Here is a 23,120-nt window from a genome sequence, read left to right as displayed (position 1 = left end):
TTCGTCGACAGAAACCCGTGGAAACGACCGAACGATCAGTGCGAACGTTCAGCCGGCCCCGGCTGCTGCCTTTTTACCATCTCTTGCTCAGCCGCGAAACTCGGCACGGCCGCGATATACAGCCTTGGCGCCCAGTTGCTCTTCGATGCGCAGCAGTTGGTTGTACTTGCTGACGCGGTCGGAACGGCACAGCGAACCGGTCTTGATCTGGCCAGCAGCGGTACCCACGGCCAGGTCGGCGATGGTCGAGTCTTCGGTTTCACCGGAACGGTGCGAGATCACCGCGGTGTAGCCGGCGGCCTTGGCCATCTGAATGGCTTCCAGGGTCTCGGTCAGCGAGCCGATCTGGTTGAACTTGATCAGGATCGAGTTGCCGATGCCCTTCTCGATGCCTTCCTTGAGGATCTTGGTGTTGGTCACGAACAGGTCGTCGCCGACCAGTTGCACCTTGGCACCGATCTTGTCGGTCAGGATCTTCCAGCCAGCCCAGTCGGACTCGTCCAGGCCATCTTCGATCGAGATGATCGGGAAGCGCTCGGTCAGGCCCTTGAGGTAGTCGGCGAAACCTTCGGCGTCGAACGACTTGCCTTCGCCGGACAGGTTGTACTTGCCGTCTTCATAGAACTCGGAAGCCGCGCAGTCCAGGGCCAGGGTCACGTCGGTGCCCAGCTTGTAGCCGGCCTTCTCGACGGCTTCGGCAATGGCTGCCAGGGCATCTTCGTTGGAAGCCAGGTTCGGCGCGAAGCCGCCTTCGTCACCGACGGCGGTGTTCAGGCCACGGGCCTTCAGCACGGCCTTGAGGTGGTGGAAGATCTCGGTGCCCATGCGCAGGCCGTCGGAGAAGGTCTTGGCGCCGACCGGCTGCACCATGAACTCCTGGATGTCGACGTTGTTGTCGGCGTGCTCGCCGCCGTTGATGATGTTCATCATCGGCACCGGCATGGAGTACTGGCCCGGGGTGCCATTGAGGTTGGCGATGTGGGCGTACAGCGGCAGGTCCAGGTCCTGGGCGGCGGCCTTGGCGGCGGCCAGGGACACGGCGAGAATGGCGTTGGCGCCCAGCTTGGCCTTGTTCTCGGTACCGTCCAGCTCGATCATGGCACGGTCCAGGGCTTTCTGGTCGGCCGGGTCCTTGCCCAGCAGCAGGTCGCGGATCGGGCCGTTGATGTTGCCGACGGCCTTCAGCACGCCCTTGCCCAGGTAACGGCTCTTGTCGCCATCACGCAGCTCCAGCGCTTCGCGCGAGCCAGTGGAAGCACCCGACGGCGCGCAGGCGCTGCCGATGATGCCGTTGTCGAGCAGTACATCGGCTTCCACGGTGGGGTTGCCACGCGAATCGAGAACTTCACGACCTTTGATGTCGACGATCTTTGCCATTGTTGTAAGCACTCCAGAATTGACGAAAACAACGCAGCTTTTGGGAATTCTTGCCGTTCACCAGGCGACATGGCACGGGCAGGCCTGGCGAAGGGAGCCCCTGACCGAAAGGTCAGGGGTGGAACGGGCGGTACTTTACCCGAGAAACGAGCTTTACGCGGTTTCTACCGTCGGAAAACTTTTCACCAGGTCGTCCAGTTGCTTGAGCTGGGCCAGGAACGGCTCCAGCTTGTCCAGGCGCAGGGCGCACGGACCGTCGCACTTGGCGTTGTCCGGATCCGGATGGGCCTCGAGGAACAGGCCTGCCAGGCCCTGGCTCATGCCGGCCTTGGCCAGGTCGGTGACCTGGGCGCGACGGCCGCCGGCGGAGTCTGCGCGACCACCCGGGGTCTGCAGCGAGTGGGTCACGTCGAAGAACACCGGGTACTCGAACTGCTTCATGATGCCGAAGCCGAGCATGTCCACGACCAGGTTGTTGTAGCCGAAGCTCGAACCGCGCTCACAGAGGATGAGCTGGTCGTTGCCGGCCTCGACGCACTTGGCGAGGATGTGCTTCATCTCGTGGGGCGCCAGGAACTGCGCCTTCTTGATGTTGATCACGGCACCGGTCTTGGCCATCGCCACGACCAGGTCGGTCTGGCGCGACAGGAAGGCCGGCAGCTGGATGATGTCGCACACCTTGGCCACCGGCTCGCACTGGTAGGGCTCGTGCACATCGGTGATCACCGGCACGTTGAAGGTCTGCTTGATCTCCTCGAAGATCTTCAGGCCTTCTTCCATGCCGGGGCCGCGGTACGAGTTGACCGACGAACGGTTGGCCTTGTCGAAGCTGGCCTTGAACACGTACGGGATGCCGAGCTTCTCGGTCACCCGTACGTACTCCTCGCAGACCTTCAGGGCCAGGTCACGGGACTCCAGGACGTTCATGCCGCCGAACAGGACGAACGGCTTGTCGTTGGCGATCTCGATGTTACCGACGCGAATGATCTTCTGAGTCATGGATCAGGCCTTGTTCTTCTGTGCCAGGGCAGCCTTGACGAAGCCGCTGAACAGCGGGTGGCCGTCACGCGGGGTCGAGGTGAATTCCGGGTGGAACTGGCAAGCGACGAACCATGGGTGATCCTTGGACTCGACCACTTCGACCAGCGCGCCGTCCTCGGAACGGCCGGAAACCACCAGGCCAGCGTCGACCAGCTGCGGCAGCAGGTTGTTGTTGACCTCGTAGCGGTGACGATGACGCTCGGTGATCACGTCCTTGCCGTAGCAGTCGTGAACCTTGGAGCCGGCCGCCAGCTGGCAGTCCTGGGCGCCCAGGCGCATTGTGCCGCCCAGGTCGGAGGCTTCGGTACGGGTCTCGACCGCGCCGGTGGCATCGGCCCACTCGGTGATCAGGCCGACGACCGGGTGACCGCTGTTGCGGTCGAACTCGGTGGAGTTGGCGTCTTTCCAGCCCATCACGTTGCGGGCGAACTCGATCACGGCCACCTGCATGCCGAGGCAGATGCCCAGGTACGGGACCTTGTTCTCACGGGCATACTGCACCGCGGTGATCTTGCCTTCCACGCCGCGCAGGCCGAAACCGCCCGGGACCAGGATGGCATCGGCGCCTTCGAGCAGGCTGGTGCCCTGGTTCTCGATGTCTTCGGAGTCGATGTAGCGCAGGTTGACCTTGGTACGGTTGGTAATGCCGGCGTGGCTCATCGCTTCGATCAGCGACTTGTACGCGTCCAGCAGCTCCATGTACTTGCCGACCATGGCGATGGTCACTTCCTGCTCAGGGTTGAGCTTGGCGTCGACGACCTTGTCCCACTCGGACAGGTCGGCGCTGTTGCACTGCAGGCCGAAGCGCTCGACGACGAAGTCGTCCAGGCCCTGGGCGTGCAGTACGCCTGGGATCTTGTAGATGGTGTCGACGTCTTCCAGCGAGATCACCGCACGTTCTTCGACGTTGGTGAACAGCGCGATCTTGCGACGCGACGAGGCATCGACCGGGTGGTCGGAGCGGCAGATCAGCACGTCAGGCTGCAGGCCGATGGAGCGCAGTTCCTTGACCGAGTGCTGGGTCGGCTTGGTCTTGGTCTCGCCGGCGGTGGCGATGTACGGGACCAGGGTCAGGTGCATCAGCATGGCGCGCTTGGAGCCCACTTCGACGCGCAGCTGGCGGATCGCCTCGAGGAACGGTTGCGACTCGATGTCACCCACGGTGCCGCCGATCTCGACCAGCGCGACGTCGGCATCGCCGGCGCCCTTGATGATGCGGCGCTTGATCTCGTCGGTGATGTGCGGAATGACCTGGATGGTCGCGCCCAGGTAATCACCACGGCGCTCCTTGCGCAGCACGTGCTCGTAGATACGGCCGGTGGTGAAGTTGTTGTTCTGGGTCATCGTGGTGCGGATGAACCGCTCGTAGTGGCCCAGGTCGAGGTCGGTCTCGGCGCCGTCATGGGTGACGAATACTTCACCGTGCTGGAACGGGCTCATGGTGCCCGGGTCGACGTTGATGTACGGGTCCAGCTTGAGCATGGTGACTTTGAGCCCCCGCGCTTCCAGGATGGCCGCCAGGGAAGCCGAGGCAATGCCTTTCCCCAATGAAGAAACAACACCGCCCGTGACGAATATGTAGCGCGTCATGAAAAACCCTAGAAGTCTGCGTTAAGGCGGCCAGCGCCGCCGGAGAAAGCGAAGGAAGGCCGAAGCCCCCGATCACCTGCGTCAATCACAGTGCATCTCGAAAAACTGCCGCGTCTGTACAGACCAGGGGTATCCCCGGCATGGAGCTCGCTCGTCATTTTAAGAAATCAGCCCAGCAAAAAACTGCTTGGTAATCGGCAACTCCTGTGTTTTTGCGCAACCCACAGAAGCTGTATCAAGAAGGGAGGGTAGTCTACCTGAATGTACCCTTCAGCTCAAACCTTGCACGTTCGTCGGCGGCTGCCAGTGCAACTGGCAATCCGCCTGCGCCAGCTCGGGCAGGTTGGCCACCGCCAGCAACTGCTCGCCGCGATACAGCAACGGCAGGCGCGGGCGCACGAAGTGCGGGACCTGCAGTTCATTGAGCAGGCGCTTGAGATCGCGCCGACCGCGGCCGGGCAATTGCATGATCTCGCCGCCCTGGCGGTAGCGGATGTGTAGGCCTTTACCCGGCGAGTCCGACATCAGGCGGACACTGCCATTGCCCGGCAGGCGCAACGGTTGCGCGCCGTCCAGCCAGGGGTAATCACCCGACACCACAGCCAGCCAATCGCCACTCAGCCACCAGATATGTCCATGGCTGCGATGCAGTTCGCCGTCGGTCAGACACCAGACCGGACAGGCATCGGCCGCCGCGTCGCGCAGATCGTTCCAGCCGGCCCAGTGGCGGCTGTCAGGCAGGCGGGTGCGCTGGCTGAGCCAGAACTGCAAGGCGTTGCGTTGACGCGCCGGGGATAGTGCGGTGAGCGCCTCGAGGCTGAGTGAATCCAACCCCAGCCAGGGCAGCGGCGCATTGTCGCAGGCACTCGCCAGGTCGCTGGCGGCCAATTCGTCCAGCAGCCCCAACGCCTCGCCCAGGTGCTCGGTGCTACGCGCCAGGTTGGCCTCGGCCTGGGGCCAGCGACTGCGCAACAGCGGGAAAACCTCGCCACGGAGGAAGTTGCGGGCGAAGGCCGTGTCGTGATTGGAAGGGTCATCGACCCACATCAGGCCGTGAGCCTCGGCATAGGCCTGCAAGCGCTGGCGTGACAGCCCCAGCATCGGCCGCACCAGCCTGCCCTGCCCCAGCGCCCGGTGTACCGGCATGGCAGACAATCCGCGCAGGCCTGCGCCGCGCAGCAGGCGAAAGAGCAAGGTCTCGGCCTGATCGTCGCGGTGTTGGCCGGTGAACAGCACATCACCGGGATTGAGCAATTGCTCGAACGCGCCGTAGCGAGCATTGCGCGCGGCCTGCTCCAGACTGGCGCCGGGGGTGACCTGGACAGAGATCACGTCGAGTTCGACACCCAGGGCAGTACACACCGCTCGGCAGTGATCGGGCCAGGCATCGGCGGCGGCTTGCAGGCCGTGATGAACATGGATGGCGCGCAAGGGGGGCGCGGGATGGTGCCGGACGTAGTCGGCGAGCAGGTGCAGGAGGACAGTGGAATCAAGACCGCCGGAGAAGGCGACGTACCAGGCGGGGGCTGGAAGCCAGGGGGTGAGGTTGAGCATCAGGGCCTCACATGACTTGAGGTCGCCGGGGGCGCTTCGCCCCCCTTTCGCGGCACAAGGCCGCTCCTACAAGGGATCGCGGTCGCCTGTAGGAGCGGCCTTGTGCCGCGAAAGGGCCGCAAAGCGGCCCCGGGTTTCATCAGAGACCGTAGCTCATCAGGCGATCGTAACGGCGCTTGAGCAGCGTGTCGTTATCGAGCTTGCCGAGCATGTCCAGCTGTTCGATCAGGTCGGCGCGAACGCTTGCCGCCATCTTCGCCGGATCACGGTGGGCGCCGCCCAGCGGCTCCGGGATGACCTTGTCGACGATGTTCAGGCTCTTCAGGCGCTCGGCGGTGATGCCCATCGCTTCAGCCGCGTCGGCGGCCTTGTCGGCGGTCTTCCACAGGATCGAGGCGCAACCTTCCGGCGAGATCACCGAGTAGGTGGAGTACTGCAGCATGTTCAGCTGGTCGCACACGCCGATGGCCAGTGCGCCGCCGGAACCACCCTCACCGATCACGGTGGCGATGATCGGCGTCTTCAGGCGCGCCATCACGCGCAGGTTCCAGGCGATAGCCTCGCTCTGGTTGCGCTCTTCGGCGTCGATGCCCGGATAGGCGCCCGGGGTGTCGATGAAGGTCAGGATCGGCATCTTGAAGCGCTCGGCCATTTCCATCAGGCGGCAGGCCTTGCGGTAGCCTTCAGGACGCGGCATGCCGAAGTTGCGGCGTACCTTCTCGCGTACTTCACGGCCCTTCTGGTGACCGATGACCATGACCGGCTTGTCGTTCAGGCGCGCGGTGCCACCGACAATCGCAGCGTCGTCGGCGAAGTGACGGTCGCCGTGCAGCTCCTCGAACTCGGTGAAGATGTGGTCGATGTAGTCGAGGGTGTACGGACGGCGCGGGTGACGGGCCAGGCGGGCGATCTGCCAGCTGGTCAGGTTGCCGAAGATGCTCTCGGTCAGGGTGCTGCTCTTGTCCTGCAGACGGGCAATTTCATCGCTGATGTTCAGCGAGTTGTCGTTGCCCACCAGGCGCAGCTCTTCGATCTTGGCTTGCAGGTCGGCAATCGGCTGTTCGAAATCGAGGAAATTCGGGTTCATAGGCTTCCGTCTTGGGTCTACGGCCAGGCGGCCGGCCGGTTGATCCGTTTGGCGCCCTACCTTAAGGGATCAGGCGCATAAAGGTCGAGATTAAAATGCGTCGTTTCAACGGTATTGCAGGAAGACGTTCTCACGCCCGAACTGGTCACGCAGTGCCTGAATCAGCCCATCGGCCGGGTCGATCGACCACTGGTCGCCGAACTGCAGCATGGCCTTGGCGTCGCTGCCGGTGTACTCCAGGGTGATCGGGCAACCACCGCGGTGGCGGGTGATCAGCTCGCCCAGCCACTTCAGCCGATCGCCCTTGAGGGCGTCGTGGCCGACCTTCAGGCGCAGGCTCTCGGCCAGCTTGGTCCGGGCGTCCTCCATGGTCATCACGGTCTTGACCCGCAGGCGCAAACCGCCGGAGAAGTCGTCGTTGCTCACCTCCCCCTCCACCACCACCATGGCGTCGGTCTGCAGCAGGGCTTGGGCGCCCATGAAGGCATCGGCGAACAGCGAGGCCTCGATGCGCCCGGAACGGTCATCCAGGGTGACGAAGCCCATCTTGTCACCCTTCTTGTTCTTCATCACCCGCAGGGCAATGATCATGCCGGCGATGGTCTGGGTGTCCCGCGCCGGCTTGAGGTCGACGATGCGCTGGCGGGCGAAGCGGCGGATCTCGGTCTCGTATTCGTCGATCGGATGGCCGGTCAGGTACAGGCCGAGGGTGTCTTTCTCACCCTTGAGGCGCTCCTTGAGGGTCAGCTCGCGCACCTTGCGATGGTTGGCGTAGACGTCGACATCCGCCTCGTCGAACATGCCGCCAAACAGATCGACATGCCCACTGTCCGCGGTGTGGGCGGCCTGCTCGGCAGCCTTGACCGCCTCGCCCAGCGCCGACAGCAAGGTTGCACGGTTGATGTCGATGTTGGCCTGATAAGCCTTGATCTCATCATGGAAGTGCGGCCCCAGGCGGTCCAGCGCACCACTGCGGATCAGCGCGTCGAGGGTCCGCTTGTTGACCCGTTTGAGATCGATCCGCTCGCAGAAGTCGAACAGGTCCTTGAACGGGCCGCCCTGGGCACGGGCCTCGACGATCGCCTCGACCGGCCCTTCGCCCACGCCCTTGATCGCGCCCAGGCCATAAACGATGCGCCCGTCATTGTTGACGGTGAACTTGAAGTCGGAGAAGTTCACGTCCGGCGCGTCCAGGCGCAGCTTCATGCTGCGCACTTCCTCGACCAGCACCACCACCTTGTCGGTGTTGTGCATATCCGCCGACAGCACCGCGGCCATGAACGGCGCCGGGTAGTGGGTCTTCAGCCAGGCGGTCTGGTATGACACCAGGCCGTAGGCGGCGGAGTGGGATTTGTTGAAGCCGTAGCCGGCGAATTTTTCTACCAGGTCGAAAATGTTACCGGCCAGGTCCGCATCGATGTTGTTGGCCACGCAGCCTTCGATGAAACCACCGCGCTGCTTGGCCATCTCCTCGGGCTTTTTCTTACCCATGGCCCGACGCAGCATGTCGGCGCCACCGAGGGTGTAGCCGGCCATCACCTGGGCGATCTGCATCACCTGTTCCTGGTACAGGATGATGCCGTAGGTAGGCGCGAGTACTGGCTTGAGGCCTTCGTACTGGTAGTCGGAATGCGGGTAGGCCAGCTCTGCCCGACCGTGCTTGCGGTTGATGAAGTCGTCAACCATGCCCGATTGCAGCGGGCCCGGACGGAACAGCGCCACCAGTGCGATGAGGTCTTCCAGGCAGTCGGGCTTGAGCTTCTTGATCAGCTCCTTCATGCCACGGGATTCGAGCTGGAACACTGCCGTGGTCTCGGCTTTCTGCAGCAGCTCGTAGGTCTTGCGGTCGTCCAGGGGGATGAAGTCGATGTTGACGTCGGGCAGGTTCTTCTTGGCCTGCTCGCGGTTGATAATCTCCATCGCCCACTTGATGATGGTCAGGGTCCGCAGGCCGAGGAAGTCGAACTTCACCAGGCCTGCGGCCTCGACGTCGTCCTTGTCGAACTGGGTCACCAGGCCGCCGCCCTCTTCGTCACAGGCGATCGGCGAGAAGTCGGTAAGCTTGGTCGGCGCGATCACCACGCCACCGGCGTGCTTGCCGGTACCGCGGGTAACACCCTCGAGCTTGAGGGCCATGTCCCAGATCTCGCGGGCATCCTCGTCGCCCTTGAGGAAGTCGCGCAGGATCTCTTCCTGCTCGTAGGCCTTCTCCAGGGTCATGCCCACTTCGAACGGGATCATCTTCGACAGGCGGTCGGCCAGGCCGTAGGACTTGCCCTGCACACGCGCCACGTCGCGCACCACCGCCTTGGCGGCCATGGTGCCGAAGGTGATGATCTGGCTCACCGCGTTGCGGCCATAGGCTTCTGCCACGTAGTCGATCACCCGGTCGCGGCCATCCATGCAGAAGTCGACGTCGAAGTCGGGCATGGAAATACGTTCTGGGTTGAGGAAGCGCTCGAACAGCAGGTCATAGGCCAGCGGGTCGAGGTCGGTGATCTTCAGTACATAGGCCACCAGGGAACCGGCACCCGAACCCCGGCCCGGGCCGACCGGCACGTCGTTGTTCTTCGCCCACTTGATGAAGTCCATAACGATCAGGAAGTAACCGGGGAAGCCCATCTGGATGATGATGTCCAGCTCGAACTTCAGGCGGTCCAGGTAGACCTGGCGCTTCTCTTCGTAGTTGGGCGTGGTCTCCTTCGGCCAGAGCACCGCCAGGCGCTCCTCCAGGCCTTCGTGGGAGACATGGCGCAGGTAGTCGTCGATGCCCATGCCGTTGGGCGTCGGGAAATCGGGGAGGAAGTACTTGCCCAGCTGCACGGTGATGTTGCAGCGCTTGGCGATCTCCACGGTGTTGGCGATGGCGTCCGGCAGGTCGCTGAACAGCTCGGCCATCTCTTCGGGCGACTTGAGGTACTGCTGATCGCTGTAGCCGCGCGGGCGGCGCGGGTCGTCGAGGGTCCAGCCCTCGCCGATACAGACGCGGGTCTCGTGGGCGTCGAAGTCCGACTGCTTGATGAAGCGCACGTCGTTGGTCGCCACCAGCGGCGCGCCGAGCTTGTCGGCCAGGGCCACGGCGGCGTGCACGTACTCTTCGTCACCGGCGCGATTGGTGCGCTGCAGCTCGACGTAGAAACGATCCGGGAACATGCCCATCCAGTCGCCGAGCAGGGCCTCGGCCTCGTCCTGGCGTCCGGCCATCAGGGCCGCGCCGATATCGCCTTCCTTGCCTGCGGACAGGGCGATCAGCCCTTCGCTGGCCGGGGCGATCCAGTCGCGCTGGATGATTACCAGGCCGTTGCGCTGGCCGTCGGTCCAACCACGGGAAATCAGCTCGGTGAGGTTGCGATAGCCCTTGGGGTTCATGGCCAGGAAGCAGATGCGCGACAGCGGCGCATCGGGATCGGCCCCGGCCAGCCACAGGTCGGCGCCGCAGATCGGCTTGATGCCGGCGCCCATGGCGGTCTTGTAGAACTTCACCAGCGAACACATGTTGCTCTGGTCGGTGATTGCCACCGCCGGCATGTTCATCCCGGCCAGGGCCTTGGCCAGCGGCTTGATCCGCACCAGGCCGTCGACCAGGGAGAATTCGGAGTGCACGCGAAGGTGAACGAAGGAGACCGACATGGAGGATCCTGTAGCAGTGCTGAACGACAAGGGCGGGATTGTAGCGTATTGCTCTTCGCTTGCCTCGCCTGGAGGTCAGCGGTTGGTTGCAGAATGCATCGCGGGGCAAGCCCGCTCCCACGCAGCCGATTCCAGTGCAGGCTTGGCGTGGGAGCGGGCTTGCCCCGCGATGAACGGCGCCGATCAGATCAGCGAGGTGGAAATGCCTTCACGGGCTTCCCATGCGGCCCGAACCGGCGCGAACGAGCGCCGATGAATGGGCGTTGGCCCAAGCCGGGCCAGGGCCTCAAGGTGCACTGGAGTCGGATACCCCTTGTGCCCGCCGATCCCATAACCCGGGTAGATCAGCTCGAACGCGCTCATCTCCCGATCACGGGTGACCTTGGCCAGGATCGATGCAGCGGCAATCGCCGGCACCTGCGAGTCACCCTTGACCACAGGCGCAGCCGGTACCGAAAGCTTCGGGCAGCGGTTGCCATCGATCAGTGCCAGCTTCGGCGTGACGTGCAACCCTTCGACCGCACGCTGCATGGCCAGCATGGTCGCATGGAGGATGTTCAGTCGGTCGATTTCCTCGACCTCGGCCCGGGCGATGCAGAAGCTCAGGGCCTTTTCGCGGATCTCGTCGAACAGCGCATCGCGCTTGGCCTCGGTGAGCTTCTTCGAGTCGTTCAGGCCGAGGATCGGTCGGCGCGGGTCGAGAATCACCGCCGCGGTGACCACCGCGCCGCACAGCGGGCCGCGGCCCACTTCATCGACGCCGGCCACCAGTTCTTCAACCAGGTTGAAATCCAGTCCCATCTGCATGTCAGCGGTCCTTCAACAGGGCGAGCACCGCGTCGGCCGCCTGGTTGGAGGCGTCGCGGCGCAAGGTGCGGTGGATCTGGTCGAAGCTGTCGGTCTGCTGCGAGCCGTCCTTGACCAGCGGTGCCAGGGTCTGCGCCAGGGCTTCGCTGGTGGCGGCGTCCTGCAGCAGCTCCGGTACCAGCAGGCGCTGGGCCAGCAGGTTGGGCAGCGACACGTACGGGCTCTTGACCATGCGCTTGAGGATCCAGTACGTCAGCGGTGCCAGGCGGTAGGCCACCACCATCGGTCGCTTGTACAGCATCGCTTCCAGGGTGGCGGTGCCGGAGGCGATCAGCACCGCGTCACAGGCGGCCAGCGCCTGGTGCGAGCGGCCATCCAGCAGGGTCAGCGGCAGCTCGCGCCCTTCGAGCATCTGCTCGACCTGGGCGCGCCGGGCAGCATTCGCGCACGGCAGCACGAAGCGAGCGCCGGGCACCAGCTCGCGCAGGCGCTGGGCGGCATCGAGGAACAAGGCCCCCAGGCGTCCCACCTCACCGCCCCGACTGCCAGGCATCAACGCGATCACCGGCCCTTCGCCCAGGCCCAGTTCGGCACGCGCCGCGCCTCGGTCGGCCTCCAGGGGAATGGTGTCCGCCAGCGGATGGCCGACGAAACGCACCGGCACGCCCTGCTCTTCATAGAAGCGCGCCTCGAACGGCAGCAGGGTGAGCATCAGGTCGCAGCCCTCGCGAATCTTCAGCACGCGCTTCTGCCGCCAGGCCCAGACCGACGGGCTGACGTAATGCACCGTCTTGATCCCGGCCTGACGCAGCTTGAGTTCGATATTGAGGGTGAAATCGGGGGCATCGATGCCGATGAACACGTCGGGCTTTTCGCCGATCAGTGTCTGGATCAGTTCCTTGCGCCGCTTGAGCAGCTCGCGCAGGCGCCCGAGCACCTCGACCAGGCCCATGACGGCCAGGCGTTCCATCGGAAAGTAGGAGGTCATGCCCTCGGCTTCCATCAAGGGACCGCCAACACCGATGAACCGTACATCGGGATGACGTGCCTTGATGGCGCGCATCAGGCCGGAACCGAGAATGTCGCCGCTGGCCTCGCCCGCGACCAGCGCCACGCAGAGCTGGGCCATGTCAGCGGGTGATGCCGCGTGCGGAATTGGCGATCGATTGGCGGAACAGGTCGACTTCGGGGAACTGCGTGACCAGCTCATCCAGCTCCTTGAGCGCCTCTTCGACGGTCAGGCCCTGGCGGTAGACGATCTTGTAGGCGCGACGCAGGGCGTGCAGCACTTCGTCGCTGAAACCGCGACGGCGCAGGCCTTCGAAGTTCATGCTGCGCGCCTCGGCCGGGCTGCCGAACACCGTGACGTAAGCCGGTACGTCCTTGCCGATCGCGGTGCCCATGCCGGAAAACGCGTGGGCGCCGATATGGCAGTACTGGTGCACCAGGGTGTAGCCGGACAGGATCGCCCAGTCGCCGACATGCACATGGCCCGCCAGCGCGGTGTTGTTGACCAGGATGCAGTGGTTGCCGATGACGCTGTCGTGGCCGATGTGGGCATAGGCCATGATCAGGTTGTGATCGCCCAGGGTCGTTTCCGAACGGTCCTGCACGGTGCCGCGGTGGATGGTGACACCCTCGCGGATCACGTTGTGGTCACCGATCACCAGGCGCGTCGGCTCACCCTTGTACTTCAGGTCAGGGGTGTCTTCGCCGATCGAGGAAAACTGGTAGATGCGGTTGTGCTTGCCGATGCGGGTCGGCCCCTTGAGCACCACGTGCGGACCGATGACGGTGCCCTCCCCGATTTCCACATCGGGGCCTACGATCGACCAGGGGCCGACCTCGACGCCCTCGGCCAACTTGGCCGAGGGGTCGATGATCGCCCTTGGGTCAATCGAACTCATAGGGAGCGTTCCGCGCAGGTGATCTCGGCCGAGCAGACCGGCTTGCCGTCCACCAGGGCGCGGCACTCGAACTTCCAGATCATGCTCTTGCGGCTGAGGAACTTGGCTTCCAGCACCAGCTGGTCGCCCGGCAGCACCGGCTGGCGGAAGCGCAGCTTGTCGGAGCCGACGAAGTAGTAGAGGGTGCCGTCCGCCGGCTTGGCGTCGAGCATCTTGAATCCGAGAATCCCGGCCGCCTGGGCCATCGCCTCGATGATCAGCACGCCCGGCATGATCGGATGCGCCGGGAAGTGGCCATTGAAGAACGGCTCATTGATGCTGACATTCTTGTAGGCACGAATGCTTTGGGCCTCGAAGTCCAGGTCCGTCACACGGTCCACCAGCAGGAACGGGTAACGGTGAGGCAGGTATTCGCGAATCTCGTTGATGTCCATCATTTCGGGGGGAAGCCTGTATAAGAATAGGGAGCGCAGGTGCTGACCACACGCTCCTTTTGCAGATCCAAAGAGGAGCCAGCTAGCGACTGTAACGCTTGCTCAGTAAATGGTATCAGCCTTCTGATGTCGGCTGGCCACCTGAGGTCACGGTGTCGACACGCTTTTCCAGCTGCTGGAGACGCTTGGACATCTCGTCCAGCTGGCGAATGCGAGCGGCGCTCTTGCGCCACTCGGCCAAGGGTTGCATGGCCGTACCGGAAGAATAGCCACCCGGCTCGGTAATCGAACGGGTCACCATGGTCATGCCGGAAACGAAGACATTGTCGCAGACGTCGATGTGGCCGACCATCCCGACGCCACCGGCGATCATGCAATGCTTGCCGATGCGGGTGCTGCCGGAAATCCCGACGCAGGCCGCCATCGCCGTGTGGTCGCCGACCTGCACGTTGTGGGCGATCTGGATCTGGTTGTCGAGCTTGACGCCATCACCGATGCGGGTGTCCGACAGCGCGCCGCGGTCTACCGCGGTGTTCACGCCGATCTCCACGTCATCACCCAGGGTGACGCCGCCGATCTGCGCGATCTTGCGCCAGATACCCTTCTCGTTGGCAAAGCCGAAGCCCTCGCCACCGATCACCGCGCCGGACTGGATGACCACGCGCTTGCCGATGGTCACGTCGTGATACAGCGTGACCCGTGGGGCCAGCCAGCCGCCCTCGCCGATGACGCAGCGGGCGCCGACGAAACAGTGCGCGCCGACCGTCACGTTGGCGCCAATGCGCGCGCCGCTCTCGATCACCGCGAACGGGCCGATGCTGGCGCTGGCATCCACCTGGGCATCCTCGGCAACCACGGCGCTGGGATGGACTCCCGCCACAGCCTTGGGCTTCGGATCGAACAGGTGCGAAATGCGTGCATAGGCCAGGTAAGGATCGGGAACGATCAGGGCGTTGCCGGCAAAACCTTCGGCGTCCTCGGCCTTGAGCAATACCGCGCTGGCCGTGGAGTCGTCCAGGAATTTGCGGTACTGCTTGTTGGCCAGGAAGCTCAACTGCCCGGAACCGGCCTCCTGCAAGGTGGCCAGCCCGGTGATCTGCAGCGCCTCGGGGCCTTTGAGTTCGGCCCCGAGGGCCTCGGCCAGCTGGCCGAGCGTCATGGTCACGGTCATATCAACGGGCTTGGTTCATGCGCTCGATGACCTGGCGGGTGATGTCGTACTGCGGCTTGACATCGATGACCGCGCCACGCTCCAGAACCAGGTCGAAACCGCCCTTCTTGATCACTTCCTCGACAGCGCCGTCAAGTTTCGGCTTGAGCTGCTTGAGCATGTCGCGGTCGGCCACGGCCTTGGCTTCGTTGAGTTCCTTGGACTGGAACTGGAAGTCGCGGGCTTTTTGCTTGAACTCGAGCTCCAGGCGTTCACGCTCAGGCTGAGGCATCTTGTCGCCGCCCTTGATCAGGCGATCCTGGATACCCTTGGCGCTGCTTTCCAGGCCCTTGAGCTTGGTCAGTTGCGGGCCGAACTTCTTCTCGGCGTCAACGGCGTACTTCTTGGCCGCGTCGGATTCCAGCAGGGCCATCTGATAGTTCAGCACGGCAACTTTCATTTCGGCGAAAGCCGGGGTGGCGACCAGCGCCGCGGCCACGAGGGCCAGTTGGGTCAACTTACGCACGATGCACTCCTGGATAATCCGTTGTCGTTATGCAAGGGCCGACCTCAGAAGGTCTGGCCCAGAGAGAATTGGAACACTTGCGTGTCGGCGTCGTCCGGCTTCTTGATCGGCATCGCCAGGCTGAAGCTCAACGGGCCCAGCGCGGTGATCCAGGTCACGCCCAGACCGACCGAGCTGGCCATGTCCGAGAATCCGACCTTGGTGCAATCGGGCTTGGAGCCGCAGTTGGTGTCGAACACGTTACCCACGTCCCAGAATACGGACGTGCGCAGCGAACGCTGATCCTTGACGAACGGCAGCGGGAACAGCAGCTCCACGCCACCCTGGACGAGGACGTTGCCACCGAACGGCAGCGGATCCTGGTCCGGGTCGGCGATGGTGCCCTGGTTGCCGGTTACCGCAGCGCCACGGCTCGGGGTGCTGCGTGGACCCAGGGTGCTGTCCTTGAAGCCGCGCACGGAGTTGAAGCCGCCCGCGTAGTAGTTTTCATAGAACGGCAGGCCGGAGGTCGAGCCGAAACCATCACCATAGCCCAGTTCGGTGTGCAGGCGCAGGGTGTACTCGTTGTTGATCGGCTTGAACAGCTGGCCACGGTAGTCGAGCTTGTAGAACGACAGGTCGCTGCCCGGCACGGTGGTTTCCAGGGTCAGGCTCTGGGAGTGACCACGAGTGGCCAGCACGCCTTTGTTCAGGGTCGACTCGGACCAGCCGATCGAGGCCTTGAAGTTCAGGAAGTTGTCGCCCTCGTCCTGGAGGAACTTGAAGATCTCGTCGACGGTGTAGCGGCCGGTCTTGATCTTGTCCTGCTGCACGGTCAGGCCGTAGGTCAGGCGCGAGGTCTCGCTGATCGGGTAGCCGAGGCTGACACCGGCACCGAGGCTGTCCACCGCATAGCTGGCCACGTCGACGTCGAGGTCGTCGTAGTCGGTGCTGCGGTAGAAGGCGTTGTAGCCCAGGCTCACGCCATCGGCGGTGAAGTAGGGATCGACATAGCCGAAGTTGTAGCGGGTCTGGTATTCGGAACGGGTCAGGCCGATGGAGACCTTGTTACCGGTACCGAGGAAGTTGCTCTGGCTGATCGAGCCGCCCAGGATCAGGCCGGCGCTCTGGGCGAAGCCGACGCTGGCGGTGATCGAGCCGGAGGCCTGCTCTTCGACGCTGTAGTTGACGTCGACCTGGTCGTCGGTGCCCGGAACCGGTGGCGTCTCGACGTTGACTTCCTTGAAGAAGCCCAGGCGCTCGAGGCGGGTCTTGGACTGGTCGATCAGGTAGGTCGAGGCCCAGCCACCTTCCATCTGGCGCATTTCGCGACGCAGCACTTCGTCTTCGGTCTTGGTGTTGCCGCGGTAGTTGATGCGGTTGACGTACGCACGCTTGCCCGGATCGACGACGAACATGATGTCGACGGTGTGATCCTGGTCGTTCGGCTGTGGCACGCCGTTGACGTTGGCGAAGGTGTAGCCTTCGTTGCCCAGACGACGGGTGATCAGGTCGGAAGTGGTGGTCATCACCTTGCGCGAGAACACCTGGCCCGGCTGCACCAGCAGCAGCGACTTGACCTGGTCTTCCGGCACTTTCAGGTCACCGGACAGCTTCACGTCGCGGACGGTGTACTTCTCGCCCTCGTTGATGTTGACGGTGATGTAGACGTGCTTCTTGTCCGGAGTGATCGACACCTGGGTGGACGCGATGTCCATGTTGATGTAGCCGCGGTCCAGGTAGTAGGAACGCAGGCGCTCCAGGTCACCGGAGAGTTTTTCCCGGGCGTACTTGTCGTCGTTCTTGAAGAACGACAGCCAGTTGGTGGTCTTGAGCTCGAACAGCTGGCCGAGGGTCTCGTCGTCGAAGACAGTGTTGCCCACCACGTTGATGTGCTGGATCGCGGCCACGGTGCCTTCGTTGATCTTGATCTTCAGGCCGACGCGGTTGCGCGGCTGCGGCACGACCTCGGCGTCGACCTCGGCGGAGTAGCGGCCCTGGGCCACGTACTGGCGCTGCAGTTCGTTACGCACGCCTTCCAGCGTCGCGCGCTGGAAGATCTCGCCTTCGGCCAGGCCCGACTGTTTCAGGCCCTTCATCAGGTCTTCGGTGCTGATCGCCTTGTTGCCTTCGATCTCGATGCTCGACACCGAGGGGCGCTCGACCACGTTGATGATCAGGACATTGCCGTCGCGGTTCAGCTGGATGTCCTGGAAGAAGCCGGTCTTGAACAGCGAGCGGGTCGACTCGACCAGACGGCGGTCGTCGACCTGGTCACCGACGTTCAGCGGCAACGCGCCGAACACGCTGCCGGCGGACACCCGCTGCAGGCCGTTGACACGAATATCGGAGATGGTGAAGGACTCGGCGTGAACTTCAGCGATCATCAGTGCGGAGAGCACCGCAGTTAGCAGCAGACGTTTCATGAAGTCCTTTTATTCCAACTGGCAATAAACAACCTGCCGCGACAAGGCAGCAGGTTTCGCGATTGAGCGAAGCTTTTATAGTCGACCCAGATCGTTGATCAGGGCGAGCAACATCACCCCGACGACCAAACTGATACCGATCTGGACCCCCCAACCCTGCACCCGATCCGAGAGCGGACGACCGCGCGCCCACTCGATCAGGTAGAACAGCAAATGCCCCCCATCCAGTACCGGGATGGGCAGCAGGTTCAGAACCCCCAGGCTTATGCTCAGGTAGGCCAGGAAATTCAGGAAATCCCCAACGCCCGACTGGGCTGAAGCGCCCGCCACTTTAGCAATGGTTATCGGTCCGCTCAAGTTTTTTACCGAGAGCTCCCCGAACAGCATTTTCTTCAGCGATTCGAGGGTCAGGATGCTCATGTTCCAGGTACGGGAAAGTCCCTCGCCGACTGCTTCCAGCGGCCCATAGCTGACCTCGCGGAGCATCTTCGCCGGCCACTCGGCGGCCTTGACCCCGGCGCCGAGGTAGCCGCCAGAAGCCTGGCCCTCGCCTTTGCGCGCCAGGGTGACGGCAACCTCGAGTGGCGCGCCGTCGCGCTCGATGCGCAGGCTGACCTTTTTCTCGGGACGGGCACGGACTGCGTCGACCACTTGTTGCCAGTCGGCCAGCTCAACACCGTCGAGCGCCAACAGTTTGTCACCGGTCTTGAGGCCGGCTGCGGCGGCCGGCCCCTTCGGATCGATCTCAGCCAGCACCGGCACCATCGCCGGGCGCCAGGGGCGCAGGCCAAGGGACTGGATCGGCTCGGGCTCGTCGACGCCCTTGAGCCATTGATTCAGGGAAACATTCAATTGACGCTCAGCGGTCGCCCCCTCATCGAGCACCCCGACCCGCAGCGTGCCGCTCTCGCCGAGACGGCGCACCAGCTGCAGGTTGACCGCCGACCAACCATTGGTCGGTTCGCCATCGATGGAGACGATTTCCTGGCCGACGCTCAGGCCGGCGCTGGCCGCCAGGCTGCCGGCCTCGACGCCACCGATGACCGGACGCACCTGCTGCGAACCCAGCATGGCCACCACCCAGAAGAACAGGATGGCGAGCAGGAAGTTGGCGATGGGACCGGCGGCCACGATGGCGATGCGCTGACGGACCGACTTGCGGTTGAACGACTGCTCGACCAGCGCCGGCGGGACCTCGCCCTCGCGCTCGTCGAGCATCTTGACGTAGCCGCCCAGGGGGATCGCGGCGACGACGAACTCGGTGCCGTGCCGGTCATGCCAACGCACCAGCGGCGTGCCGAAGCCCACCGAGAAGCGCAGGACCTTGACCCCGCAGCGCCGCGCCACCCAGAAGTGGCCGAACTCGTGGAAGGTAACCAGCACACCCAGTGCAATCAGGGTGCCGACAATCATGTAGAGCGCAGTCATGTCCAATCTCCGGGTGACATTCGGCGGAGTCGGCCGCAGGCTTCAGCGGCCGTGGCGTCGCAGCCACTCCCGGGACAGCTCCCGGGCACGCTGGTCGGCGGCGAACACCGCCTCGAGGGTGGGCAAGGCCACCACGGGCTCCTGGTCGAGCACCTGTTCGATCATACCCGCGATCTCCGGGAAGCGGATACGCCGCTGGAGAAACGCCTCGACGGCCACTTCGTTGGCGGCGTTGAGCACCGCCGGCGCGCTGTTGCCCGCCTCGGCAGCCTGACGCGCCAGGCGCAGGCATGGGAAGCGCTGTTCGTCGGGCGCCTGGAAATCCAGACGGGCGATGGCGAACAGATCCAGCGGCGCGACGCCCGAATCGATCCGCTCCGGCCAGGCCAGGGCGTTGGAGATCGGCGTGCGCATGTCCGGGTTGCCCAGCTGAGCAAGCACCGAGCCATCGACGTAGTCCACCAGCGAGTGAATGACACTCTGCGGGTGCACCACCACTTCAATCTGCGACGGCTTGGCATCGAACAGCCAGCAGGCCTCGATCAGCTCCAGGCCTTTGTTCAGCATGCTGGCCGAATCGACCGAGATCTTGCGCCCCATGGACCAGTTCGGATGCGCGCAGGCCTGCTCCGGCGTTACATCCAGCAATACTTCAGCAGGGGTTTCGCGGAACGGCCCGCCGGAGGCGGTCAGCAGGATCCGGCGCACGCCGACAGCGCCCAGGCCACGGGCGTAATCGCCGGGCATGCACTGGAAGATCGCGTTGTGTTCGCTGTCGATCGGCAGCAATACCGAACCACTGCGGTGCACCGCCTCCATGAACAGGGCCCCGGACATCACCAGGGCCTCTTTGTTGGCCAGCAGCACCTTCTTGCCCGCCTCGACAGCGGCCAAGGTCGGGCGCAGGCCGGCCGCGCCGACGATGGCCGCCATCACGGTATCCACCTCGGACGCAGCGGCCACCTGACACAACCCGGCCTCACCCTCGAGCACCTCGGTGGCGCAGCCCGCCGCGGCCAGCCCCTGGCGCAGGCGCAGGGCCGCCTCGGCGCTCGGCACCACGGCGAAGGCCGGACGATGACGCTCGCACAGGGCCAGCAGTTCGTCGATGCGCGAGTAGCCACTGAGGGCGAACACCTGGTAACGGTCAGGGTGTCGGGCAATGACATCCAGCGTGCTCAGGCCGATGGAGCCGGTGGCCCCCAGCACGGTTATGCGTTGCACGGCACTCACATCACACCCCACTCAGCCGCCCACAGCAGCACGGCAAACATCGGAATCGCCGCGGTCAGGCTGTCAATGCGATCGAGCACGCCGCCATGACCCGGCAGCAGGTTGCTGCTGTCCTTGATGCCTTCACGGCGCTTGAACATGCTTTCGGTCAGGTCGCCGACCACGGAGGACATCACTACAACGACAGCCCCCAGCAGGCCCAGCAGCACCTGACCAATACTCCAGTCGCGGGCGAAACCCACGGCCAGGGTGATCAGCAGGCTGACCGCGAGACCGCCATAGACACCCTCCCAGCTCTTGCCCGGGCTGACCTGCGGCGCCAGCTTGCGCTTGCCGAAAGCCCGGCCGGAGAAGTACGCGCCGATATCGGCAGCCCAGACCAGGACCATCACCGACAGGATCAGCCAGTTGCCCAGCGGCCAGTGCTTGAGCAGCACCAAGCCCTGCCAGGCAGGCAGCAGCACCAGCAGGCCGATCAGCAGGCGACAGGCGGCGCTGCTCCACAGCTCGCCGCTACGCGGGTAGGTCAGCACCAGCCAGGTGGCCAGGGCCCACCAGATCACCGAGGCGCCCAGTACCCAGGGCGCAAGGTCGGGCATCAGGTAGAGCAGCATCAGGCCGCCCGCCACCACGGCGGCGTAGGCGATGCGCAGCGGCTGCGCCACCAGGCCGGCCAGGCGCGCCCACTCCCAGGCGCCGAGCGTCACCACGAAACCGATGAACAGGGCGAAATCCCCACCGTTGAGCAGGAAGAAACCACCCAACGCGATCGGTAGCAGGATCAGCGCGGTAATGATGCGTTGTTTAAGCATTAAGCACGGGCTCCGGCTTCGACCTGCTCGCTGGTCTTACCGAAGCGGCGCTGGCGCGAAGCGAAATCGGCCAGCGCGTTGCGCATGGCCTCGTGTTTGAAGTCCGGCCAGTAGAGGTCGGAGAAGTACAACTCGGCGTAGGCCAGCTGCCACAGCAGGAAGTTGCTGATGCGGTGCTCGCCGCCGGTGCGGATGCACAGGTCGGGCAACGGCAGGTCGCCGGTGGCCAGGCAGGTCTGCAGCAGGTCCGGGGTGATGTCCTCGGGGCGCAGGTGACCGGCCTGGACTTCCCGTGCCAGGCGCTGTGCGGCCTGGGCGATATCCCACTGACCGCCGTAATTGGCGGCGATCTGCAGGATGAAGCGGTTGCTGCCCACCGTCGCCGCTTCGGCTTCGCGCATCGCCGCCTGAAGCTCAGGGTGGAAGCGCGAGCGATCACCGATGATGCGCAGGCTGATGTTGTTGTCGTTCAGGCGCTTGGCCTCGCGACGCAATGCCGAGAAGAACAGTTCCATCAGCGCGCCGACCTCCTCGGCCGGACGCTGCCAGTTCTCGCTGGAGAAGGCGAAGAGCGTGAGCACCTCGACCTTGGCCTCGGCGCAGACTTCGATCACCGCGCGAACGGCATCCACGCCGGCCTTGTGGCCGGCGACGCCGGGCAGAAGACGTTTCTTCGCCCAGCGGTTGTTGCCATCCATGATGATCGCGACATGACGCGGCACCGAGCCCGGTGCCGCCGACTTGGTCTTTTCCATTAAGAGAGCAACCCTGGCCTCAAACGGCCATCAGGTCCTTTTCCTTGGCCTTGAAGGCGGCATCGACTTCGGCGACGAACTTGTCGGTCAGCTTCTGGATCTCGTCAGCCGCGCGACGCTCTTCGTCTTCGCTGATTTCCTTGTCCTTGGTCAGCTTCTTCAGGTCGGCCAGGGCATCGCGACGCACGTTGCGCACAGCGACCTTGGCGTCCTCGGCAACGCCGCTGGCCTGCTTGGTGTAGCCCTTGCGGGTTTCCTCGGTCAGGGCCGGCATCGGCACGCGGATGGTGGTGCCGGCGCTGGACGGGTTCAGGCCCAGGTCGGAGGTCAGGATGGCCTTCTCGATGGCGGCGCTGAGGTTCTTGTCGTGGGCGACGATCTTCAGGGTACGGGCGTCCTCGACGGTGATCGCAGCCACCTGGTTCAGCGGCATGTCGCTGCCCCAGGCCGGCACCTTGACGCTGTCCAGGATGCTTGGGTGGGCGCGACCGGTACGGATCGCCGCCAGGTTGCGGGCCAGGGCCTCGAGGGACTTGCCCATGCGCTCCTGGGCGTCTTTCTTGATGTCGTTGATCATTTTTGAACTTCCTCGATCAGAGTTCCTTCCGCACCACCATGCACAATGTTGAGCAGGGCGCCGGGCTTGTTCATGTTGAAGACGCGCAGCGGCATCTTGTGATCGCGGCAAAGGCAGATTGCCGTGAGGTCCATTACACCCAGCTTGCGATCCAGCACTTCATCGTAGGACAGATGATCGAACTTCTCGGCATGCGGGTCCTTGAATGGATCTGCAGTGTATACACCATCGACCTTGGTTGCCTTCAATACCACGTCGGCATCGATTTCGATGGCGCGCAGGCAAGCGGCGGAGTCGGTGGTGAAGAACGGGTTGCCGGTACCGGCAGCGAAGATCACGACTTCCTTGGAATTCAGGTGGCGCATGGCCTTGCGGCGATCGTAGTGATCGGTCACACCCACCATGGAGATGGCCGACATGACGATGGCGGTGATGTTCGCCCGCTCCAGCGCGTCGCGCATGGCCAGGCCGTTCATCACGGTGGCCAGCATGCCCATGTGGTCGCCGGTAACGCGGTCCATGCCGGCTGCACTGAGCGCCGCGCCACGGAACAGGTTGCCGCCACCGATCACCAGGCCGACCTGAACGCCGATGCCGACCAGCTGGCCGACTTCCAGCGCCATGCGATCCAGGACCTTGGGGTCGATCCCGAACTCTTCCGAGCCCATCAGGGCCTCGCCGCTAAGTTTGAGTAGAATGCGTTTATAGCGAGCCTGATGACCACTGCCCTGCTGAGCCATTGCGAATCTCTCCTGCGGCGTTTGTAAAAATCTGGCGGGCTGTTTCAGCCTGCGCGTAACTCTAGCG

General features: G+C 64.1%; 19 protein-coding genes. All 19 read right to left on the bottom strand.

Going from position 1 to position 23,120, the window contains the following annotated elements; genetic code table 11:
* Nucleotides 1-87: 87 nt before the first annotated feature.
* The 19 genes from eno to pyrH all read right to left on the bottom strand — a co-directional run bounded on the left by eno (nucleotide 88) and on the right by pyrH (nucleotide 23,053).
* Nucleotides 88-1,377, bottom strand: a complete 1,290-nt coding sequence (eno, locus tag VUG52_RS06175) for a phosphopyruvate hydratase (RefSeq protein ID WP_050704422.1) — start codon at nucleotides 1,375-1,377, stop codon at nucleotides 88-90.
* A 153-nt stretch (nucleotides 1,378-1,530) separates the two neighbouring features.
* Entirely contained in the window at nucleotides 1,531-2,376 is an 846-nt protein-coding gene (gene kdsA / locus VUG52_RS06170; protein ID WP_028690660.1) for a 3-deoxy-8-phosphooctulonate synthase, read from the bottom strand.
* 3 nt (nucleotides 2,377-2,379) lie between these two features.
* Complete coding sequence (locus VUG52_RS06165; RefSeq protein WP_050704421.1) at nucleotides 2,380-4,008, bottom strand: CTP synthase; 1,629 nt, start codon at nucleotides 4,006-4,008, stop codon at nucleotides 2,380-2,382.
* Nucleotides 4,009-4,278: 270 nt separating this feature from the next.
* Complete coding sequence (gene tilS / locus VUG52_RS06160) at nucleotides 4,279-5,562, bottom strand: tRNA lysidine(34) synthetase TilS (RefSeq protein ID WP_262974399.1); 1,284 nt, start codon at nucleotides 5,560-5,562, stop codon at nucleotides 4,279-4,281.
* Between the two features lie 139 nt (nucleotides 5,563-5,701).
* On the bottom strand, nucleotides 5,702-6,649 hold the full coding sequence (locus VUG52_RS06155) for an acetyl-CoA carboxylase carboxyltransferase subunit alpha (protein WP_262974398.1): 948 nt from the start codon (nucleotides 6,647-6,649) through the stop codon (nucleotides 5,702-5,704).
* A gap of 105 nt (nucleotides 6,650-6,754) precedes the next feature.
* Nucleotides 6,755-10,279 carry a DNA polymerase III subunit alpha gene (gene dnaE, locus VUG52_RS06150; protein ID WP_050704418.1) on the bottom strand — a complete coding sequence of 1,175 codons (3,525 nt, stop codon included), beginning with the start codon at nucleotides 10,277-10,279 and terminating at the stop codon, nucleotides 6,755-6,757.
* A gap of 183 nt (nucleotides 10,280-10,462) precedes the next feature.
* On the bottom strand, nucleotides 10,463-11,086 hold the full coding sequence (gene rnhB / locus VUG52_RS06145; protein WP_050704417.1) for a ribonuclease HII: 624 nt from the start codon (nucleotides 11,084-11,086) through the stop codon (nucleotides 10,463-10,465).
* Between the two features lies 1 nt (nucleotide 11,087).
* Nucleotides 11,088-12,215 carry a lipid-A-disaccharide synthase gene (gene lpxB, locus VUG52_RS06140; RefSeq protein ID WP_050704416.1) on the bottom strand — a complete coding sequence of 376 codons (1,128 nt, stop codon included), beginning with the start codon at nucleotides 12,213-12,215 and terminating at the stop codon, nucleotides 11,088-11,090.
* 1 nt (nucleotide 12,216) lies between these two features.
* Nucleotides 12,217-12,993, bottom strand: coding sequence for an acyl-ACP--UDP-N-acetylglucosamine O-acyltransferase (gene lpxA / locus VUG52_RS06135; protein WP_028690667.1), 777 nt, complete (start codon nucleotides 12,991-12,993; stop codon nucleotides 12,217-12,219).
* Complete coding sequence (fabZ, locus tag VUG52_RS06130) at nucleotides 12,990-13,430, bottom strand: 3-hydroxyacyl-ACP dehydratase FabZ (RefSeq protein WP_003252314.1); 441 nt, start codon at nucleotides 13,428-13,430, stop codon at nucleotides 12,990-12,992. Before fabZ ends, lpxA begins: the two co-directional genes overlap by 4 nt.
* 112 nt (nucleotides 13,431-13,542) lie before the next feature.
* Nucleotides 13,543-14,598 (bottom strand): UDP-3-O-(3-hydroxymyristoyl)glucosamine N-acyltransferase, encoded by a 1,056-nt coding sequence (lpxD, locus tag VUG52_RS06125; RefSeq protein ID WP_050704415.1) that lies wholly within the window; start codon nucleotides 14,596-14,598, stop codon nucleotides 13,543-13,545.
* Nucleotide 14,599: 1 nt separating this feature from the next.
* Nucleotides 14,600-15,103, bottom strand: coding sequence for an OmpH family outer membrane protein (locus tag VUG52_RS06120; protein ID WP_023629834.1), 504 nt, complete (start codon nucleotides 15,101-15,103; stop codon nucleotides 14,600-14,602).
* A 44-nt stretch (nucleotides 15,104-15,147) separates the two neighbouring features.
* Nucleotides 15,148-17,508, bottom strand: a complete 2,361-nt coding sequence (bamA, locus tag VUG52_RS06115; RefSeq protein WP_262951485.1) for an outer membrane protein assembly factor BamA — start codon at nucleotides 17,506-17,508, stop codon at nucleotides 15,148-15,150.
* Nucleotides 17,509-17,583: 75 nt separating this feature from the next.
* Nucleotides 17,584-18,936, bottom strand: coding sequence for an RIP metalloprotease RseP (gene rseP / locus VUG52_RS06110; protein WP_262951484.1), 1,353 nt, complete (start codon nucleotides 18,934-18,936; stop codon nucleotides 17,584-17,586).
* A gap of 42 nt (nucleotides 18,937-18,978) precedes the next feature.
* Nucleotides 18,979-20,169 carry a 1-deoxy-D-xylulose-5-phosphate reductoisomerase gene (ispC, locus tag VUG52_RS06105; RefSeq protein WP_050704412.1) on the bottom strand — a complete coding sequence of 397 codons (1,191 nt, stop codon included), beginning with the start codon at nucleotides 20,167-20,169 and terminating at the stop codon, nucleotides 18,979-18,981.
* Nucleotides 20,166-20,981 carry a phosphatidate cytidylyltransferase gene (locus VUG52_RS06100; RefSeq protein ID WP_050704411.1) on the bottom strand — a complete coding sequence of 272 codons (816 nt, stop codon included), beginning with the start codon at nucleotides 20,979-20,981 and terminating at the stop codon, nucleotides 20,166-20,168. Before VUG52_RS06100 ends, ispC begins: the two co-directional genes overlap by 4 nt.
* Nucleotides 20,981-21,736 (bottom strand): polyprenyl diphosphate synthase, encoded by a 756-nt coding sequence (gene uppS / locus VUG52_RS06095; protein WP_028690674.1) that lies wholly within the window; start codon nucleotides 21,734-21,736, stop codon nucleotides 20,981-20,983. The genes VUG52_RS06100 and uppS overlap by 1 nt, the downstream gene beginning before the upstream one ends.
* Before the next feature lie 19 nt (nucleotides 21,737-21,755).
* Nucleotides 21,756-22,313: a ribosome recycling factor gene (gene frr, locus VUG52_RS06090; RefSeq protein ID WP_028690675.1), complete on the bottom strand. Its 558-nt coding sequence runs from the start codon at nucleotides 22,311-22,313 to the stop codon at nucleotides 21,756-21,758.
* Entirely contained in the window at nucleotides 22,310-23,053 is a 744-nt protein-coding gene (pyrH, locus tag VUG52_RS06085) for a UMP kinase (protein WP_028690676.1), read from the bottom strand. The genes frr and pyrH overlap by 4 nt, the downstream gene beginning before the upstream one ends.
* Nucleotides 23,054-23,120: the final 67 nt, after the last annotated feature.

It is taken from the genome of Pseudomonas sp. LH21 (genome assembly GCF_036549575.1).
Classification (GTDB): domain Bacteria; phylum Pseudomonadota; class Gammaproteobacteria; order Pseudomonadales; family Pseudomonadaceae; genus Aquipseudomonas; species Aquipseudomonas peradeniyensis.
Note: the sequence above shows the minus strand (reverse complement) of the source record. Positions and strands in the feature narration are given on the sequence as shown.

What these genes read in the sequence shown, in the direction of transcription:
- VUG52_RS06165 (WP_050704421.1), bottom strand. Translation starts at nt 4,008, where the DNA reads ATGACGCGCTACATATTCGTCACGGGCGGTGTTGTTTCTTCATTGGGG.
- lpxA (WP_028690667.1), bottom strand. Translation starts at nt 12,993, where the DNA reads ATGAGTTCGATTGACCCAAGGGCGATCATCGACCCCTCGGCCAAGTTG.
- lpxB (WP_050704416.1), bottom strand. Translation starts at nt 12,215, where the DNA reads ATGGCCCAGCTCTGCGTGGCGCTGGTCGCGGGCGAGGCCAGCGGCGAC.
- fabZ (WP_003252314.1), bottom strand. Translation starts at nt 13,430, where the DNA reads ATGATGGACATCAACGAGATTCGCGAATACCTGCCTCACCGTTACCCG.
- lpxD (WP_050704415.1), bottom strand. Translation starts at nt 14,598, where the DNA reads ATGACCGTGACCATGACGCTCGGCCAGCTGGCCGAGGCCCTCGGGGCC.
- uppS (WP_028690674.1), bottom strand. Translation starts at nt 21,736, where the DNA reads ATGGAAAAGACCAAGTCGGCGGCACCGGGCTCGGTGCCGCGTCATGTC.
- kdsA (WP_028690660.1), bottom strand. Translation starts at nt 2,376, where the DNA reads ATGACTCAGAAGATCATTCGCGTCGGTAACATCGAGATCGCCAACGAC.
- tilS (WP_262974399.1), bottom strand. Translation starts at nt 5,562, where the DNA reads ATGCTCAACCTCACCCCCTGGCTTCCAGCCCCCGCCTGGTACGTCGCC.
- dnaE (WP_050704418.1), bottom strand. Translation starts at nt 10,279, where the DNA reads ATGTCGGTCTCCTTCGTTCACCTTCGCGTGCACTCCGAATTCTCCCTG.
- VUG52_RS06100 (WP_050704411.1), bottom strand. Translation starts at nt 20,981, where the DNA reads ATGCTTAAACAACGCATCATTACCGCGCTGATCCTGCTACCGATCGCG.
- eno (WP_050704422.1), bottom strand. Translation starts at nt 1,377, where the DNA reads ATGGCAAAGATCGTCGACATCAAAGGTCGTGAAGTTCTCGATTCGCGT.
- frr (WP_028690675.1), bottom strand. Translation starts at nt 22,313, where the DNA reads ATGATCAACGACATCAAGAAAGACGCCCAGGAGCGCATGGGCAAGTCC.
- bamA (WP_262951485.1), bottom strand. Translation starts at nt 17,508, where the DNA reads ATGAAACGTCTGCTGCTAACTGCGGTGCTCTCCGCACTGATGATCGCT.
- pyrH (WP_028690676.1), bottom strand. Translation starts at nt 23,053, where the DNA reads ATGGCTCAGCAGGGCAGTGGTCATCAGGCTCGCTATAAACGCATTCTA.
- rnhB (WP_050704417.1), bottom strand. Translation starts at nt 11,086, where the DNA reads ATGCAGATGGGACTGGATTTCAACCTGGTTGAAGAACTGGTGGCCGGC.
- rseP (WP_262951484.1), bottom strand. Translation starts at nt 18,936, where the DNA reads ATGACTGCGCTCTACATGATTGTCGGCACCCTGATTGCACTGGGTGTG.
- VUG52_RS06155 (WP_262974398.1), bottom strand. Translation starts at nt 6,649, where the DNA reads ATGAACCCGAATTTCCTCGATTTCGAACAGCCGATTGCCGACCTGCAA.